Source organism: Aestuariivirga litoralis, from assembly GCF_003234965.1.
Lineage (GTDB): Bacteria > Pseudomonadota > Alphaproteobacteria > Rhizobiales > Aestuariivirgaceae > Aestuariivirga > Aestuariivirga litoralis.
Map to the genome: position 1 here is coordinate 116,558 of NZ_QKVK01000004.1, position 16,682 is coordinate 133,239.

The following is a 16,682-nucleotide window of genomic DNA, read 5'->3' on the forward strand; positions in this document are numbered from 1 at the left end:
AAGAAATGGAAAACTTCAATTACCATCGCCCCGCCTCGGTCGACGACGCGGTGAAGGCGGCCAAGGCTCACCCCGAGGCCAAATACATGTCCGGCGGCCAGACGCTGATCCCTGCCATGAAGCAGGGCCTGGCGGCCCCGTCCGACATCATCGATCTCGGGGCGCTGAAGAATTCGGGCGTCTCGCTCGGCTCTTCGCTGGTCATCAAGGCAGGCACCACGCACGCCGAAGTGGCTAGCAATGCGGATGTCAAGAAGGCGATCCCGGCGCTGGCCGGTCTCGCTGCCAACATCGGTGACCCCCACGTGCGCCACAAGGGCACGATCGGCGGCTCGATCGCCAACAACGACCCGGCGGCGGACTATCCGTCCGCGTGCCTGGGCCTCGGCGCCACCATCCACACGAACGCCCGGAAGATCGCGGCGGACGACTTCTTCACCGGCCTGTTCTCGACCGCGCTGGAAGAGGGCGAGGTGGTGACGGCGGTGGAATTCCCGCTGCCCAAGAAGGCCGGCTACGCCAAGTTCCCCAACCCGGCCTCGCGCTATGCCATGATCGGCGTCTTCGTGGCCGACACGGGCTCCGGCGCGCGCGCCGCGGTGACGGGTGCGGGCCACGGCGTGTTCCGCGCCAAGGAGATCGAGGGGGCGCTCGCCAAGGGCTTCTCCGCGGCCTCTCTCAATGGCGTCAAGGTCGGCACCGACAATGTGGCGGGCGACCTCCACGCCTCGGCCGAATACCGCGCCCATTTGATCACGGTCATGGCCAAGCGCGCCGTGGACGCGGCGAAGTAGGCGCGACGATTGCGTGAGAAGGGCCCGCGCTTCGCTCGCGGGCCCTTTTCGTTGAATGCCCCAAGGTTCGTCATCCCGGCGAAAGCCGGGACCCCGCTTCGGGCGTATACCACGTGGAAAGCTGGGCCCCGGCTTTCGCCGGGGTGACGGTTCTGGGGGTGGGTGACGTCCCGGACGGGACGATTTGGAGGACGATGGCGATGACCAAACTGCCGACCAGCATCGACGACACGGTGAAGCTCCTCCGCTCCACCGGCTATATTGCGGGGCGTGACCTGGCGACCGTCGTCTTCCTCTCCCTCAAGATGGGCCGCCCGCTGTTCCTCGAGGGCGAGGCCGGCGTCGGCAAGACCGAGATTGCCAAGGTGCTGGCGGAGACGCTGGGCCGGAAGCTCATACGCTTGCAGTGCTACGAGGGCCTCGACATCAACTCCGCGGTCTATGAGTGGAACTATTCGGCCCAGATGATCGAGATCAGGCTGGCGGAAGCGGCTGGCGAGCTCGACCGTGAAAGGCTCGGCAACGACATCTTCGCCGAGAAATTCCTCATCAAGCGCGCGCTCCTGCAGGCGCTGGAGGCGCCGAAGGGGCAGGCGCCGGTGCTGCTCATCGACGAACTCGACCGCACCGACGAGGCCTTCGAGGCCTTCCTCCTGGAGGTGCTCTCCGACTTCCAGGTGACCATCCCTGAACTCGGCACCATCAGGGCCGAGGAACCACCCATCGTCATCATCACCTCGAACCGCACGCGCGAGGTGCATGACGCGCTGAAGCGGCGCTGCCTCTATCACTGGGTCGGCTACCCCGATGCCCGGCGCGAGCTCGAGATTGTCAGGGCCCGCCGCCCCAAGGCATCGGACGCGCTGGCGCAGGAAGTGGTGCTCTTCGTCCAGTCGCTGCGCGGGGGCGATCTCTACAAGGCGCCGGGCGTGGCCGAGACGCTGGACTGGGTGACGGCGTTGCATGAACTCGACTCGCTCTCCCTCGACCCGCAGACGGTGAACGACACGCTGGGCGTTCTGCTCAAGTACCAGGACGACATCAGCCGCATGCAGGGCACCGAAGCCAAGCGCATCCTCGACCAGATCAAGGATGAAATCCGGACCATGTCACATACATAAGGGTCATGCAGAACCCGTTCTCCAGCCCCGCCAACCAGAACCAGCGCCCGATCTCGGGCCGGCTGGCGGAGAACATCATGCATTTCGCCCGCGTGCTGCGCGAGGCGGGGATCCCGGTGGGGCCCGGTGCGGTGATCGACGCGCTCGATGCCGCCATGTCAGGCTCGCTCCGCACGCGCGATGACTTCTACTGGACGCTGCATGCCGTCTTCGTCAAGCGCCGCGACCAGAACGAAGTCTTCGAGCAGGCCTTCCACGTGTTCTGGAAGAAGCCGAAGATGCTGGAACAGCTGATGCAGCTGTTCTTCCATTCGATCGCGCGCAACACGCCGGAGGAAGCGAAGAAGGCTGGCTTCCGCCGCCTTGCGGAGGCGATGTTCGACAAGCACGAGACACAGAGCCAGCAGCGCCAGAAGAAGGACGAACTCGAGGTCGATGCCACCTACACCGCATCCGCCGACGAGCAGCTGCGCCGCAAGGACTTCGAGCAGATGACGGTGGCCGAACAGGCACAGGCGAAACAGGCGATCGCCAGGCTTCGCCTGCACCGCACCGAGATCATGACGCGGCGCTGGCAGCGTGCGGCGGGCGGCCGCGCCATCGACATGCGCCGCACGCTGAAGAGTTCCATGCGGGCCGGGGGCCATTTCATCGACCTCGCACGGCGCGAGAAGCAGTGGCACGAGCCGCCGCTCGTCGTGCTCTGCGACATTTCTGGTTCGTGCTCCAACTATTCGCGCATGTTCCTCCACTTCCTCCACGCGCTCAGCAATGACCGCGACCGGGTGCATGTCTTCCTGTTCGGCACCAGGCTCACCAACGTCACGCGCGAGCTGCAGCGCCGTGACATCGACGAGGCCATGGCCAAGGTTTCCGGCGCGGTGAAGGACTGGTCCGGCGGTACCCGCATCGGTACCACGCTGAAGGAGTTCAACTACCACTGGGCCCGCCGCGTGCTGACGCAGGGCGCACACGTCCTGATCATGACCGACGGGCTGGACCGCGAGGAGGTGGGCACGCTCGAGCACGAGATGCAGCGTCTGCGCCGCCAGTCGAAGCGCATCACCTGGCTCAACCCGCTGCTGCGTTTCGACGGCTTCCAGGCGCTCGCAGGCGGCGTGCGGGCGATGATGCCCTATGTCGACGAATTCCGCCCCGTGCATTCGCTCGACAGCCTGAAGGACCTGGCAGGTGCCCTTGCCGGTGCGCCGGGCCCGGAGCATGATCCACGGAAGTGGATGCGGGCGGTTGCACCCCAAATGCCCGTCACCCCGGCGAAAGCCGGGGCCCGGCTTGCGCCGCCTGAAGCGGGGTCCCGGCTTTCGCCGGGATGACGATCGAGAGAGACGAGGAGCACATCATGGCCGCATCCGATCACACCATCCTCGAACAGGCTGCCGACTGGCTCCGCCAGGGCCGCAAGGTTGCGCTCGCGACCGTCGTGGAGACCTGGGGCTCGGCACCCCAACCCATCGGCAGCCAGCTGGTGATCGACGATGACGGCAATTTCATCGGCTCCGTTTCCGGCGGTTGCGTCGAGGGAGCGGTCGTCACCGAGGCGCTCGACATCATCGCGTCGGGCAAGCCCAGGCTCCTGCAGTTCGGCGTCGCCGACGAGACCGCCTGGAAGGTGGGGCTTGCCTGCGGTGGCCGCATCGGCGTCTATGTGGAGCCCATCCAGTGAAGCGTGACCTCCTCGACCAGCTGCTCGCCGCGCGCGCCAACCGCCAGGCGGTGGCGCTCATCACCAACCTTGAAACCGGCGCGCAGCGCATCGTGCCGCGATCACAGGCGGCAGCGGACCCGCTGGCGGAGAAGCTGGACGAAGCCTTCCGCTTCGACCAATCCGGGACCCATGACGGACACTTCGTCAACATCCACAATCCGCCGCTGCGCATGGTCATCATCGGCGCGGTGCACATCGCGCAGAGCGTCATCCCGATCGCGCAGCAACTCGGCTACGACGTGGCGGTCATCGACCCGCGTGGCGCCTTTGCCACCGGCGCGCGCTTCCCCGGCATTTCGCTTCATGCCGAATGGCCCGACGAGGTGATCCCGCAGATCGGGCTTGACCCGCGCACCGCCCTCATCGCGCTCACCCATGATCCGAAGATCGATGATCCCGCGCTGAACGCGGCGCTGAAGTCGGACGTCTTCTACATCGGTGCGCTCGGCTCCAAGAAGACGCAGGCCGCGCGCGCCCAGCGGCTGAAGGATGCGGGCTTCACGGAGGAGCAGGTGGCACGCATCCACGGCCCCATCGGCCTCAATATCGGCGCCAAGGGGGCGCCGGAGATCGCGGTGTCGATCATGGGCGAGGTCACCCGCTGCCTCCGGCTGGGCTCCTGATCCATGATATTCGGTGAACTGCCGCTCGCTGAAGCCGAGGGCGCCATACTCGCCCATTCGGTGAAGCATGAGGGCGGCATGTTCAAGAAGGGCCGCATGCTGACGGCGGACGACATCGCGATCCTGAAGGCCTCCGGCATCGCCCATGTCTTCGCCGCCAAGCTGGGGCCTGACGACGTGCCGGAGGACGAGGCCGCCGCCGCCGTGGCGCAGCGCATCGGTGCGGAAGGGACGAAGACGCAGGCCCCCTTCACCGGCCGCGCCAATCTCCACGCCGCCTGCCACGGCCTCGCGCTGGTCGACGTCGAGCGCGTGCGTGCCTTGAACCGCCTGCATGAGAGCCTGACGCTTGCCACGGTGCAGCCCTTCGCCATCGTCGAGGAGCGCGAGATGGTGGCGACCGTCAAGGTCATCCCCTTCGCGGTCCCGCGCGACGTTCTGGCCAGGGCGCAGGCCATCATCGGCAGTGAACCACTGGTGCGCGTCGCCGCCTTCCGCGACAGGCGGGCAGGGCTCGTCATCACCAAGCTGCCGCAGACCAAGCCCACGATCGTCGCCAAGTCCGAGGACGCGATGCGCGAGCGTATCGGTGCATTGGGCGGCACGCTCGCGGCGGTGCGCGTTGTGGAGCACGAGATCGTGCCCGTCGCCACTGCCATCGCCGAGATGCAGGCGCTCAATTGCGATCCCATCCTCGTCTTCGGTGCGTCCGCCATCACCGACCGCGGCGACGTGATCCCCATGGCTGTGACGAAGGCCGGCGGCCACGTGCTGCATCTCGGCATGCCGGTCGACCCCGGCAACCTGATGATGTTCGGCGCGCTGGGTGACGTTCCGGTGATCGGCGTTCCCTCCTGCGCGCGGAGCCCCAAGCTCAACGGCTTCGACTGGGTGCTGGCCCGCGTCATGGCCGGGGTGAAGGTGACGGCGGAAGACATCATGGACATGGGGGCAGGGGGCCTGCTCGCCGAAATCCCCACGCGGCCCTCCCCGCGCGAAGGCAAGCCCAAGCCGCAGCGCGCGCCGCGCGTCGCCGCCGTGGTGCTGGCCGCCGGGCAGTCCTCCCGCATGGGATCGAACAAGCTGCTGGCGGATGTGAACGGCCAGCCGGTGATCCGCCGCACGGTCGCAGCAATGCGGCAGGCGGCCGACCTGACGGTGGTGGTGACGGGCCGCGATGCGGCGGAGATCGGCAGGGCCCTCGAAGGATTGCCGGTGAGCCTCGTCCACAATCCGCATTTCGCCGACGGCATGTCCACCTCGCTTCGCGCCGGCATCGAGGCCTTGCCGCCCGATACGGACGTTGCGGTGATTGCGCTGGGCGACATGCCGCTCGTCTCGCCCGACGCCGTGCGCCGCCTGATCGCCGCCTACAGCCCGGCGGAGCACCGCTCGATCGCCGTGCCCGTGTTCAAGGGCGAACGCGGCAACCCGGTGCTCTGGGGCCGCCAGCATTTCGAGGCGCTGATGGGCATGACGGGCGACCGTGGCGCGCGCGCGCTGTTCGACCAGCTGGCCGACGAGATCGTCGAGGTGACGATGCCGGACGATGCGGTGCTGGTGGATGCCGATACGCCGGAGGCGCTGGCGGCGTTGCGCGGGAGGTAGCATATCCCCCTTCATCCGTCAACCCGGCGAAAGCCGGGGCCCAGCTTTGGTTCAGCATGCGCGGTCAAGGAAGCGGGGTCCCGGCTTTCGCCGGGATGACGGCCTAGTGGGCTCAAATCAACCCGTTCGACCGGAAACTGAAATGCCCCTTCCGCCCCACGATCACGTGGTCATGCACGACGAGTCCCAATCGCTGCCCGGCGTCCACGATCTTCTTCGTCATCTCGATATCGGCGAGTGACGGTGTGGGATCGCCCGAAGGGTGGTTGTGCACCAGTACGATGGCCGAGGCGGCGAGTTCCAGCGCGCGCTTGATCACCTCGCGGGTATAGACCGGCGTGTGGTCCACCGTGCCCTGCTGCTGCACTTCATCAGCCACCAGCTGGTTCTTCTTGTCGAGGAAGAGGATGCGGAACTGCTCGTTGTCGCTGAAGGCCATGGCGGCGCGGACATAGTCGAGGATGGCGTTCCAGGTGTTGAGCACCGGGCGGTTCAGCACCTCGCCGCGCAGCAGCCGCATGGCGGCGGCATGGACGATCTTGATCTCGGTGGCCACAGCCTCGCCGACGCCGCGCACCTCCATCAGCCGCTCGGGCTCCGCACTCAGCACCTCGGCGAAGGTGCCGAAGCGGGCGAGCAGCTGCTTGGCGATGGGCTTGGTGTCGCCGCGCTTGATGGCGCGGAACAGGACCATCTCGAGAAGCTCGTAGTCCGGCAAGGCGCCGGGGCCCGACTCCCGGAAGCGTTCCTTCAGCCGTTCGCGATGCCCCAGGAAATGAGGCAGCGGCTTGTTGCCCGCGTCCTCGAAACCCGACATCGCGCTCAGACCTTGTAGGGCGGGTGGTCGAAGCCCTTGGGCGAGAGGGTGAAGATCTCCACCCCCGTCTCGGTCACGCCCACCGTGTGCTCGAACTGTGCGGAGAGCGAGCGGTCGCGCGTCACCGCGGTCCAGCCATCGCCCAGGATCTTCACATGCGGGCGGCCCAGGTTGATCATCGGCTCGATGGTGAAGAACATGCCCGGTTTCAGCTCGACGCCTTCGCCCATGCGGCCGTAATGGAGCACGTTGGGGTGGTCGTGGAAGGTGCGGCCCAGGCCATGGCCGCAGAAGTCGCGCACCACCGAGCAGCGCTCGGCCTCGGCATAGGTCTGGATGGCGTAGCCGATGTCGCCCAGGTGAGCGCCGGGCTTCACCATGGCGATGCCGCGCATCAGGCACTCGTAGGTCACCTCGACGAGGCGCTCCGCCTTGCGGTTCACCTCGCCCACCGGATACATGCGCGACGAGTCGCCATGCCAGCCGTCGACGATCAGCGTCACGTCGATGTTGACGATGTCACCCTCGCGCAGCGGCTTGTCGTTCGGAATGCCGTGGCAGACCACATGGTTGATCGAGGTGCAGATCGACTTGGGATAGCCCCGGTAGTTGTAGGGGGCGGGAATGGCACTGTGGTCCTTCGCGAACTCCACGATCACCCGGTCGAGCTCATCCGTCGTCACGCCGGGCTTGACCAGCGGCACCAGCAGGTCGAGCGCCTCGGCCGTCAGCCGTCCCGCCTTGCGCATGGCCTCGAAATCGGCGGGGCCATGGAGCTTGATGCGGGTCGAGCGGGAAGGGGCTTCGTCTTCGGCGTAGGTCATTCGCGATAAATCCGGCCCCAGCGGGCATGAAAGGTCATCCGGGCGAGTTTACAGGATCGGGAGCAGCCACAACAGCCGCTTTTCGCCACGTCCAATGCAGATAATGGGCTTGGCTGCTCTCCGCAAGTGCGAAGGCTCGCCGATTGACAGGCAGGGTCTTCCGCTGGCACTGCAAGGCAGAACAGGGACTTACCAATGACCAGCGCATCACCCACCGCCGCCGTCCTGCTGATCGGCGATGAAATCCTCTCCGGCCGCACCAAGGACAAGAATCTCGGTTTCATCGCCGACTACATGACGGCGCTGGGCATCGACCTGCGCGAGGCCCGGCTCGTGCCGGACGTCGAGGAGGAGATCGTGGCCGCCCTCAACGCGCTGCGGCACCGCTACAGCTATGTGTTCACAACCGGGGGAATCGGCCCCACCCATGACGACATCACGGCCGATGCCGTGGCCAGGGCCTTCGGCGTCGAGATCGACCATGACCCGAGGGCGGTCGAGATCCTGCTCGCCTATTTCAAGGAAATGGGCCGCGAGCCCAATGAGGCCCGCATGCGCATGGCCCGCATCCCCAGGGGGGCGAGCCTGATCGACAACCCCGTCTCCCGGGCGCCGGGCTTCCAGATGGGCAACGTCTTCGTCATGGCCGGCGTCCCCAAGATCATGAATGCGATGATGGAGGACGTGGCGAAGCGTCTCACGCGCGGCGTTCCCATGCAGTCGCGCAATGTTGAGTTCCGCGGCGGCGAGGGCGATGCCGCCCAGCCGCTGGGCCAGATCCAGCGGCTTTACCCGAGCGTGGTGATCGGCTCCTATCCGTTCCAGGCGCCGGATGGCTTTGCCACCAATCTGGTGCTGCGCTCGCGCGATGCGGCGGCGCTGGAGGAGGCCTACCAGGCGGTGTGCCGCATGGCCCAGGCACTGACGGCGGAGGGCAAGGCGCGCGGCTGGGCGTGAGCTTGCAGCCGCTCCGGCGGGCGGGCATAGTTTCGGAAAAACCAAGGGGCAAGGCAGATGGACGAGAAGTGGCAGAAGAGTTTCCCGGTGTCGTGGGACCAGTTCCACCGCGATGCGCGCGCGCTGGCGTGGCGCCTGTCGGCGGCGGGGCCTTTCCATGCCGTGGTGGCGGTGACGCGCGGCGGCCTCGTGCCCGCTGCGGTGGTGGCGCGTGAGCTCGGCATCCGGGTGATCGAGTCGGTCTGTGTCGCCTCCTACGAATATGACAAGCAGGGGGAGATCCAGGTGCTGAAGCCGATCTCGGAGGCCATTGCCAAGAAGGACGGCGGCAAGGGCGTGCTGATCGTCGATGACCTCGTCGACACCGGCGCCACGGCCCGCGTGGTGCGGGAGATGCTGCCCAAGGCGCATTTCGCCACCGTCTATGCCAAGCCCGCTGGCCGCCCGCTGGTCGACACCTTCATCACGGAAGTGTCTCAGGACACGTGGATTTACTTGCCCTGGGACATGCACCTCACCTTCGCGCCGCCGATCGGCGACAAGGCCACCGCGTGATGGCTGACGTCGAGGCCGCGCTGGACCACGCCAAGGCGCAGTTCGCTGCGAAGCGTCCCAAGACACATGCGATGCACAAGCGCGCCGCGCATGTGATGCCGGGCGGCAATACGCGTACCGTATTGTTCACCGCTCCCTTCCCGCTGCGGGTGGAGACGGCATCGGGCTCCACCATCACCGACATCGACGGCCACAGCTATCTCGATCTGCTGGGTGAGTATTCGGCAGGCATCTACGGCCACTCGCATCCGCGCATCCTCGAAGCCGCGCGCGCGGCCCTCGACAAGGGCCTGAACTATGGCGCGCACCACGAGGGCGAGGTGAAGCTCGCCGAAGTGGTGACCCAGCGCTTCAACATGGATCTCGTGCGCTTCACCAATTCCGGCACCGAGGCCAACATGATGGCGCTTGCGGCGGCGCGCTGCTTCACCGGCCGAAGCAAGATCATGCCGATGGCCGGCGGCTATCACGGCGGCACCCTGTATTTCAGCCACGGCGCCTCGCCGGTGAACGCGCCCTTCGACTGCGTGATGGGCGAATACAACGACATCGAGACCACCCGGAAGCTGATCGCGGACAACGCCGATCAACTCGCCGCGGTGATCCTCGAGCCCATGCTCGGCGGCGGCGGCGGCATCTCGGCCAGCCCCGCCTTCCTCGCCATGCTGCGCGCGGAAACGCAGACGCGCGGCATCGTGCTGATCTTCGACGAGGTGATGACCTCGCGCCTCCATCCCGGCGGGCTCTCCGCCAAGGTCGGAATCGAGCCGGACCTCAAGACGCTCGGCAAATATGTGGGCGGCGGCATGAGTTTCGGCGCCTTCGGCGGCCGGGCGGACATCATGGCGCTGTTCGACCCGACGAGCCCCACGGCGCTGCCCCATGCCGGCACCTTCAACAACAACACGCTCACCATGAATGTGGGCCACGTGGCGATGACGGAGATCTACACGCCTGCCGCCTGCGCCGAACTCAACGCCCGCGGCGACCGGCTGCGCGAGAAGCTCAACGACCTGTTCATGCGCTACCAGGTGAAGATGAAGGCCATGGGGCAGGGCTCGATGATCGTCATCCACCCGACCTCGGGCGAGATCAGCACGCCGCACGACATCGAGGATACCGACAAGCGGCTACGCCAGCTTCTCTTCCTCGACCTCCTCGAGCAGGGGATCTACATCGCCGAACGCGGCTTCATGGCGCTGTCGCTGATGGTGACGGATGCCGATTGCGACCGCGTGGTGAGGGCCGTGGAGGATTACGTGAACCGGCGGCGGGAACTGCTGGTCTAGGGGCGCGCTCACTCCCGAATTCATCATGCCCGGGCTCGTCCCGGGCATCTCTTGCGTCCGCCAACAGGATCGCCGGGACCAGCCCGCCGATGATGAGCGGTTGAAGATGTCCCGCGACACGCAATTTATTGTCACAGGTCGGGTGATTTTCCATCGCTGGCAAAACATCACGATGTGTGATATTGAATAGGCGTTCAACTTGAAAGGGAGAACCTATCTTGCTGCACCAGGCTGGCAACCGCTTCAACGCCCAGGAACTCTGGCAACAGGACCATGACCACGTCCTGCACCCCTACCAGCACTTCGACAGTTTCAAGAAGGAAGGCTCGCTCGTCATCGTCGAGGGCGACGGCTGCTATGTCACGGATGCGCAGGGCCGGCGCTATCTCGACGGCATCGGCGGCATGTGGTGCGTCAATGCCGGCTATGGCCGCAAGGAAATCGCCGAGACCATGGCCGAGCAGGCCCTGCAGCTCTGCTACAGCAACTTCTTCGTCGACGTCACCAATGCCCCCGCCGCGCGGCTTGCCGCCAAGCTGGCGGAGCTGGCGCCGGGCGACCTGAACCACGTGGTCTATGCCACCTCGGGCTCCTGCGCCGTGGACACCGCCATCCGCCTCGCGCATTTCTACCAGTCACGCCGCGGGCAGGGTTCGCGCCGCTATGTCATCTCGCGCAAGAACTCCTATCACGGCTCCACCTACCTCGGCATGACCGTGGGCCTGCGTGACGGCGACCAGTCACAGCACTTCAAGTACATCCCGGACCTCGTGCACCACCTCTCGGCGCCCTATCCCTATCGCCGCCCGGAGGGCATGACGCCCGAAGCCTTCAGCGATTTCCTGGTCAACGAGTTCGAGGACAGGATTGCCGAACTGGGGGCGGAGAACATTGCCTGCTTCATCGCCGAGCCCGCCCAGGCCTCCGGCGGCGTCACCCTGCCGCCGCCCAATTACCTGCCGCGCATGCGCGAGCTGTGCACGAAGCACGGCATCCTGTTCATCGCCGACGAGATCGTCACCGCCTTCGGGCGTCTTGGCCACTTCTTCGCCTCGAAGGACGTGTTCGGCATCGAGCCGGACATGATCCTGACCGCCAAGGGCCTGACCTCGGGCTATATCCCGCTCTCGGCCGTGATCTATTCCGACAAGGTGCATGAGGTGATCTCGGCACCGGACCCGGATGTGTGGTTCACCCACGGCTATACCTATGCCGGCCATCCGGTGGCCTGCGCCGTGGCACTGAAGAACATCGAGATCATCGAGCGCGAGGACCTGTGCGGCAATGCCGCCCGGGTGGGAGACTATCTCGAGAAGCGGCTCGGTGAACTGCGCGACCTCGAGATCGTGGGCGACGTGCGCGGCAGGCGTCTGATGATGTGCGTCGAATACGTGCGCGACAAGAAGACCCGGGAGCGCCTTCCCGACAGCTGCAACATCTCGAAGCGCATTTCCAATGCCTGCGAGGCGGAGGGCCTGCTGGTGCGCCCCATCGGCCATCTCGACGTGCTGTCGCCACCGCTGACCATTACCCGCGAGCAGGTCGACTTCGTCGTCGACACGCTGAAGCGGGCGATCGTCAAGGCCGTGGCGGAGCTCAAGGCCGAAGGTGTGATCTGACGACATCCCGGGCTGCGGCAACGCAGCCCGTGACCGGGGGGAGGACAGCCGGGTGCCGCGAGGTGCCCGGCTGTCGCCGTTGTTACGGCAGGTTGCTCTCTGCATAAAGGCGCAGGCCGCCGACGGCCACGTCCGCCGTGAAGGCCCGTCCGATCGCCACCACCCCCAGCCGGCGCAGCAGGCGCAGGTTCAGTGGCACCTCCGTGCGGTGGGGCACGAAGCTGGAGAAGGGGCAGCGGATCTCCTGCCAGTCCGGCACTGCGATGAAGCCCATGCGGTAGGATTGCCACGGGCGCGTCAGCTCCGAGCTGCGCAGGTGCAGGCCATAGTCCTGGCCGTTCCCGGCAACCGTGATGGCGATTCCGGCAAAACCGGAGGCATCGAGCGTGCCGCCGTCCGGCGCCAGGTCGATGGCGATCTGCAGGAAGCCGCCATTGTTCTCGAGGCTGACTTGGCCCTGCATCCGGACGGCGGGACGGCCGGCATGGGTGGTGCGCGACATGCGCCCGGCAGAGACCCCGCCCATCACCGCGTCGGACAGCAGCTGCCAGTGCGTGCCGATGGTGGTCTCGGGATGCTCCTGGGAAAAATCATCGATGATGAGGGGTTGCGGTGCCATCACGCTGCCCCTGTTCCTGCCCGCAGTGCACCCTTCAGGGCGCGGGCGAGATTGCCGGAAGGGCCTGCGGCGACTTCCTGGAGGCCCAGCCATCCCGCCATCAGCCGCAATTCACCCGCAAGGGCCTCCGCCGTTTCCCCCGGATCGGCATGGCCCTCATGGTGGCTGGCATTGGCACGCAGCACACCGGCCTGCCGGTCAGCCTTCAGGCAGACCCGGCCGGCGATCCGCTCCCGATGCAGGAAAGGCAACACGTAATACCCAAATTGTCGTTTTTTTGCAGGGGTATATATCTCGATCCTGTAGTGAAACTCGAAGAGACGCTCGGCTCGGGATCGCTCCCATACCACCGGGTCGAAGGGTGAGAGCAGCGCCGTGCCGCCGGCCTTGCGGGGAAACCGCGCCTCGCGGTGAAGGAAGCCCTGCGGCTTCCAGCCTTCGACCTTCACGGGCAACAGCACGCCGTCTTCCACCAGTTCGGCGATGGCCGTCTTGGTTTCCGGAATGGGCAGGCGGAAATAGTCACGCAGGTCGATTTCGGTGGCGACACCCAGCGCCCGGGCCGAGAGGTCGAGAAGCTGGCGGATCGCCTCCGGCTCCGGCGGGGTTGGCCGCGCCAGAACGTCTGACGGGATCACCCGTTCGGGGATGTCGTAGAGCCGCTCGAAGCCATCCCGCGTCGCGGTGGTGACAAGGCCCTGGTCGAACAGCGTCTCCAGCGCCAGCTTGCCCCTGGACCAGCCCCACCAGCCGCCCTCCGCCTTGCCGCCGCCGGGCACCTCGCTCGCGACCGTCGGTCCGTTGCGGGTGACGAAGTCCAGCACCTGGGCGAGATAGGCGCGCTCCTCACGGCCGAACTGGTCCATCGACTTGTAGGTGCCATCGCCGGCGCGCGCGCGCGCCATGCGCCAGCGCATGAGGGGGTGAAGCTCCAGTGGCAGCAGGCTCGCCTCATGCGCCCAGCATTCGAACAGCGCGCGGTTCCTGCGGCCGAAGGCGCGCTGGTCCAGCGTCTCATGGGCATAGGCACCGAGGCGGGAATAGAGCGGCAGGTAATGCGAGCGGGCGACGACGTTGACGCTGTCGATCTGCAGCAGGTTCAGCCGCCGGATCATCGGCGCCATATGAGCCCAGGTCACCTTCCGCGTCCGGTCCGGCAGGGAAAAGCCCTGCGCCGCGAGTGCCACGCGGCGGGCTTGTGCGAGCGACAGGCTCTCGGCCATCAGAGCTGCTTTTCCAGCGTCAGCAGCACCTCGCCGTAGCCCTGGCGCGCATAGAAGCTGCGGGCGCGCTCGTTGGCCGCCAGCACGCCGAGCCGGATCCAGCGCTGCCCGGCCTCGCGCGCAATCGCCTCGCAGGCCTCGAGCAGGGCGGCCCCCACGCCGCGGCTGCGGGCGGCGGCCAAAACGCCGAGATCATCGACAAAGGCATAGGTATAGGCGATCTCGTCGCGCTCATGCTCGGCGGAGACGGAGGTGAGCAGCGAGGCATAGCCCAGCACGCCGCCGTCGCCCTCGGCCACGAGGATGCGGCCCTTGCCCCCGGCCGTCGCCTGCCTCAGCACATCGATGTACCAGGGGCCCATCGCGTCGGGCGGGCGGCTGCGGTCGTAGATCGCGTGTTCATGGGCTTGCAGGTCATGCAGCACGGCGAGGACGGCCGTTTCGTCCTCGTCACGGTAGTCGCGGATGGTCAGCCGCTCACGCAGCCTGGTCGTGCCAGTGCGCGTTGGGGGGCACCGACTCGGTCTGGCCCAGCCGCGGATTGTGCTTGTAGAGAGTCGAGCAATAGGGGCAGATCGCCTCGGAATCGGCCCCCATGTCGATGAAGATGTGCGGGTGGTCGAAGGGCGGCAGCGCGCCGATGCACATGAATTCCTTGGCGCCGATCTCGATCGACGGAAGGCCCAGCTGGTTCTGGAAATGGGGTGTCGCGCCCGCGGCCATCATGATCCTCGAAATGCTTGTTTCGAGGGCCGATTAGCATATGTTTGCCGCCATGCACAAATTCAATTCGGGCGGCGTGGAGATCGCCTACCAGATGGCCGGCGAGGGGCCGCCAATCCTCCTGATCCACGGCTTCGCATCCAATGCCCGCGTCAATTGGTGGGACACCTCCTGGGTCAGGACGCTGACGGAGGCGGGCCGCCGCGTCATCAGCTTCGACCATCGCGGCCACGGCGCCAGTGAGAAGCTTTACGACAGCGCCCTCTATCCCGCCGCCGAGATGGCGGAGGACGCGCGCCGCCTGCTGGACCATCTCGGCATCGCGCAGGCCGACGTCATGGGCTATTCGATGGGCGCGCGCGTCTCGGCCTTCCTTGCCATCGCGCATCCCGACCGGGTGCGCCGCGCCGTCTTCGCCGGGTTGGCCTCGCGCATGATCACCGGGGTCGGCGGTGCGGAGGCCATTGCCCTCGCACTCGAGGCCCCGTCGCGCAATGACGTGTCCGACATCGCCGCCAAGGCCTTCCGCATTTTCGCCGAACAGACGAAGAGCGACCTGAAGGCGCTCGCCGCCTGCATCCGGTCCTCGCGGGAAAGGATCACGGTCGCGGAACTGGCCACCATCCGCGTGCCGGTGCTGGTGGTGGCAGGCGAGAAGGATGAGGTGGCAGGCGATGTCGAGACGCTGGTCAAGGCCATCCCCGGTGCCAGGGGCGTCACGCTCCCCAACCGCAACCACATGAATGCCGTGGGAGACAGGGGCTACAAGGACGCGGTGCTGGCGTTCCTCGGCTAAGCCCTGGGTGCGGTGATGTGCAGGCGGCAGCAGCCGTCCCGTCCTGGCGTCCAGGTCTCGATCGTCACTGCGAAGCCCGCCGCCTCGAGCGTGCCGTAGTCGGCACAGGCCGCCATGTCACAGAACAGCGCGACTTCCTCGGGGGAGAGCCCGCTCTCCATCCAACCGCTCTTCAGCGGACAGGTCTTGAACTGAACCACGAGTTCGCTCTCGCTGCAGGCCGATACGTCGGGCGTGAACATGGCGCCGCCATCCGGGGCGCAGGCAAAGCTCTGGCACAGACCCTTGAAGTCGCCGGGCAGGTGGCTGCCGAGATCACCGGCCAAGGTGCGGCCCCAGTTGTAGATCGCCTCGCGCGTCACCTCGATGGCCGTCTCGCGGCCAAAGCGGCGTTCAATGCTGCGAAAGAATTCCACATAAACCCGTGCACGTGCCTTGTTGGCATCGTTCAGTGCGGACCACATTGCCGTCGCATCGAGACCTTGCATGCTGATTTCACCCCCTGCAGGAGCAAGCCTAGCAGCGGCGGTTGCGGGCCACAATTGCAGCGGCGCTGCATCTACCTGCCGTGGAATACTGGCTTGCGCTTCTCGGCGAAGGCCCTTCGGCCCTCGGCATAGTCCTCGCTGTCGAAGCAGCGCCCGGCCAGCCAGGCGACCTCCGCGTCGTCTTCATGGCCGGGCCGATCGGTGATGAAGTCAATGGCGCGCTTGGCATGGGTGATGGTGAGGGGGGCACCCTGTGCGATCTCGGCGCAGAGGGCTGCGGTCTCGGCATCGATGTCCTGTGCCAGCCGGTCGATGAGGCCGATGCGCAAGGCGTCTGCCGCCACGAGGCGGCGGGCGGTGAAGATCATCTCCTTGGCGGCCGAAGGGCCGATGGTGGCGGCGAGGTCACGCAACCCGTCGAGCGGGTAGGCGAGGCCCAGCCGCGCCGGTGGCAGGGCGAAGGCCGCCGAGCCGTCCGCCACGCGGAGGTCGCAGGCCAGCGCGATGGCGAGCCCACCGCCGATGCAGAAGCCCTGGATGCGGGCGATCACCGGCTTGGCGCTGCCACGGATGGCGGCGAAGGCCTCGCCGTTCAGCCGTTCGTAGCGGGCGGCGGCCTCGGCATCGTTGCGGGCCTCGCCGAACTCCGAAATGTCGGCCCCGGCGGCGAAGGCTTCCGGCCCTGCGCCGCGGATCACGATCGCCCGCACATCAGCGTGGCCATCAAGGGATTTCATCAGTGGGGGGATCGCCGCCCACATCTCGGCATTCAGGGCGTTGCGCCGGTCGGGGCGGTTGAGGACAAGCCAACCCGTTGAACCGGTTACGAAAGCCTCGATGAAGGGGGTCGGTGAGTGAAGCTGTGTCATGGTGCAAGGCTAGGCCCGTCGCCGGACCTTC

At 66.6% G+C, this 16,682-nt stretch carries 19 protein-coding genes; 11 read left to right on the forward strand and 8 right to left on the reverse strand.

The features are described 5' to 3' along the window. Positions 1 to 5 precede the first annotated feature (5 nt). The 6 genes from DK847_RS10305 to DK847_RS10330 all read left to right on the forward strand — a co-directional run bounded on the left by DK847_RS10305 (position 6) and on the right by DK847_RS10330 (position 5,872). Positions 6 to 794 carry an FAD binding domain-containing protein gene (locus DK847_RS10305; protein ID WP_111198367.1) on the forward strand — a complete coding sequence of 263 codons (789 nt, stop codon included), beginning with the start codon at positions 6 to 8 and terminating at the stop codon, positions 792 to 794. A 200-nt stretch (positions 795 to 994) separates the two neighbouring features. Next, positions 995 to 1,915 (forward strand): AAA family ATPase, encoded by a 921-nt coding sequence (locus DK847_RS10310; protein ID WP_111198369.1) that lies wholly within the window; start codon positions 995 to 997, stop codon positions 1,913 to 1,915. Positions 1,916 to 1,920: 5 nt separating this feature from the next. Continuing rightward, positions 1,921 to 3,249 (forward strand): vWA domain-containing protein, encoded by a 1,329-nt coding sequence (locus tag DK847_RS10315; protein WP_111198370.1) that lies wholly within the window; start codon positions 1,921 to 1,923, stop codon positions 3,247 to 3,249. Positions 3,250 to 3,275: 26 nt separating this feature from the next. Beyond that, on the forward strand, positions 3,276 to 3,599 hold the full coding sequence (locus DK847_RS10320) for an XdhC family protein (RefSeq protein WP_111198663.1): 324 nt from the start codon (positions 3,276 to 3,278) through the stop codon (positions 3,597 to 3,599). Further along, positions 3,596 to 4,264, forward strand: coding sequence for an XdhC family protein (locus tag DK847_RS10325; protein ID WP_111198372.1), 669 nt, complete (start codon positions 3,596 to 3,598; stop codon positions 4,262 to 4,264). Before DK847_RS10320 ends, DK847_RS10325 begins: the two co-directional genes overlap by 4 nt. Before the next feature lie 3 nt (positions 4,265 to 4,267). Continuing rightward, a complete protein-coding gene (locus DK847_RS10330) occupies positions 4,268 to 5,872 on the forward strand; it encodes an NTP transferase domain-containing protein (protein ID WP_111198374.1) in 1,605 nt (534 codons plus the stop codon). A 112-nt stretch (positions 5,873 to 5,984) separates the two neighbouring features. Here the strand turns inward: DK847_RS10330 and radC are convergent, their stop codons facing one another. Further along, a complete protein-coding gene (gene radC / locus DK847_RS10335) occupies positions 5,985 to 6,689 on the reverse strand; it encodes a RadC family protein (RefSeq protein ID WP_111198375.1) in 705 nt (234 codons plus the stop codon). A 5-nt stretch (positions 6,690 to 6,694) separates the two neighbouring features. Continuing rightward, on the reverse strand, positions 6,695 to 7,513 hold the full coding sequence (gene map / locus DK847_RS10340) for a type I methionyl aminopeptidase (protein ID WP_111198377.1): 819 nt from the start codon (positions 7,511 to 7,513) through the stop codon (positions 6,695 to 6,697). Between the two features lie 195 nt (positions 7,514 to 7,708). Here map and DK847_RS10345 point away from each other — a divergent pair, with 195 nt between their 5' ends. The 4 genes from DK847_RS10345 to DK847_RS10360 all read left to right on the forward strand — a co-directional run bounded on the left by DK847_RS10345 (position 7,709) and on the right by DK847_RS10360 (position 11,933). Continuing rightward, complete coding sequence (locus DK847_RS10345) at positions 7,709 to 8,470, forward strand: competence/damage-inducible protein A (RefSeq protein ID WP_111198379.1); 762 nt, start codon at positions 7,709 to 7,711, stop codon at positions 8,468 to 8,470. A 57-nt stretch (positions 8,471 to 8,527) separates the two neighbouring features. After that, positions 8,528 to 9,025 carry a xanthine phosphoribosyltransferase gene (gene gpt / locus DK847_RS10350; RefSeq protein WP_111198381.1) on the forward strand — a complete coding sequence of 166 codons (498 nt, stop codon included), beginning with the start codon at positions 8,528 to 8,530 and terminating at the stop codon, positions 9,023 to 9,025. After that, entirely contained in the window at positions 9,025 to 10,314 is a 1,290-nt protein-coding gene (locus tag DK847_RS10355; protein ID WP_111198383.1) for an aspartate aminotransferase family protein, read from the forward strand. The genes gpt and DK847_RS10355 overlap by 1 nt, the downstream gene beginning before the upstream one ends. A 218-nt stretch (positions 10,315 to 10,532) precedes the next feature. Next, entirely contained in the window at positions 10,533 to 11,933 is a 1,401-nt protein-coding gene (locus DK847_RS10360; RefSeq protein WP_111198384.1) for an aminotransferase, read from the forward strand. Between the two features lie 82 nt (positions 11,934 to 12,015). Here the strand turns inward: DK847_RS10360 and DK847_RS10365 are convergent, their stop codons facing one another. The 4 genes from DK847_RS10365 to DK847_RS10380 are packed head-to-tail and all read right to left on the reverse strand — an operon-like array spanning position 12,016 to position 14,498. Further along, positions 12,016 to 12,552: a CIA30 family protein gene (locus DK847_RS10365; RefSeq protein ID WP_111198386.1), complete on the reverse strand. Its 537-nt coding sequence runs from the start codon at positions 12,550 to 12,552 to the stop codon at positions 12,016 to 12,018. Next, on the reverse strand, positions 12,552 to 13,775 hold the full coding sequence (locus tag DK847_RS10370) for a winged helix-turn-helix domain-containing protein (protein WP_111198388.1): 1,224 nt from the start codon (positions 13,773 to 13,775) through the stop codon (positions 12,552 to 12,554). The genes DK847_RS10365 and DK847_RS10370 overlap by 1 nt, the downstream gene beginning before the upstream one ends. Then, positions 13,775 to 14,200, reverse strand: a complete 426-nt coding sequence (locus DK847_RS10375) for a GNAT family N-acetyltransferase (RefSeq protein WP_111198389.1) — start codon at positions 14,198 to 14,200, stop codon at positions 13,775 to 13,777. The genes DK847_RS10370 and DK847_RS10375 overlap by 1 nt, the downstream gene beginning before the upstream one ends. A gap of 52 nt (positions 14,201 to 14,252) precedes the next feature. Beyond that, a complete protein-coding gene (locus DK847_RS10380; RefSeq protein ID WP_111198664.1) occupies positions 14,253 to 14,498 on the reverse strand; it encodes a zinc-finger domain-containing protein in 246 nt (81 codons plus the stop codon). Between the two features lie 52 nt (positions 14,499 to 14,550). Here DK847_RS10380 and DK847_RS10385 point away from each other — a divergent pair, with 52 nt between their 5' ends. Next, complete coding sequence (locus DK847_RS10385; protein WP_111198665.1) at positions 14,551 to 15,294, forward strand: alpha/beta fold hydrolase; 744 nt, start codon at positions 14,551 to 14,553, stop codon at positions 15,292 to 15,294. On the opposite strand, the gene DK847_RS10390 is transcribed toward DK847_RS10385, so the two are convergent. Next, entirely contained in the window at positions 15,291 to 15,782 is a 492-nt protein-coding gene (locus tag DK847_RS10390) for an L-2-amino-thiazoline-4-carboxylic acid hydrolase (protein ID WP_111198391.1), read from the reverse strand. The two genes, DK847_RS10385 and DK847_RS10390, sit on opposite strands and share 4 nt — an antisense overlap. Positions 15,783 to 15,853: 71 nt before the next feature. Next, complete coding sequence (locus tag DK847_RS10395) at positions 15,854 to 16,651, reverse strand: enoyl-CoA hydratase (RefSeq protein ID WP_111198393.1); 798 nt, start codon at positions 16,649 to 16,651, stop codon at positions 15,854 to 15,856. Between the last annotated feature and the right edge of the window lie 31 nt (positions 16,652 to 16,682).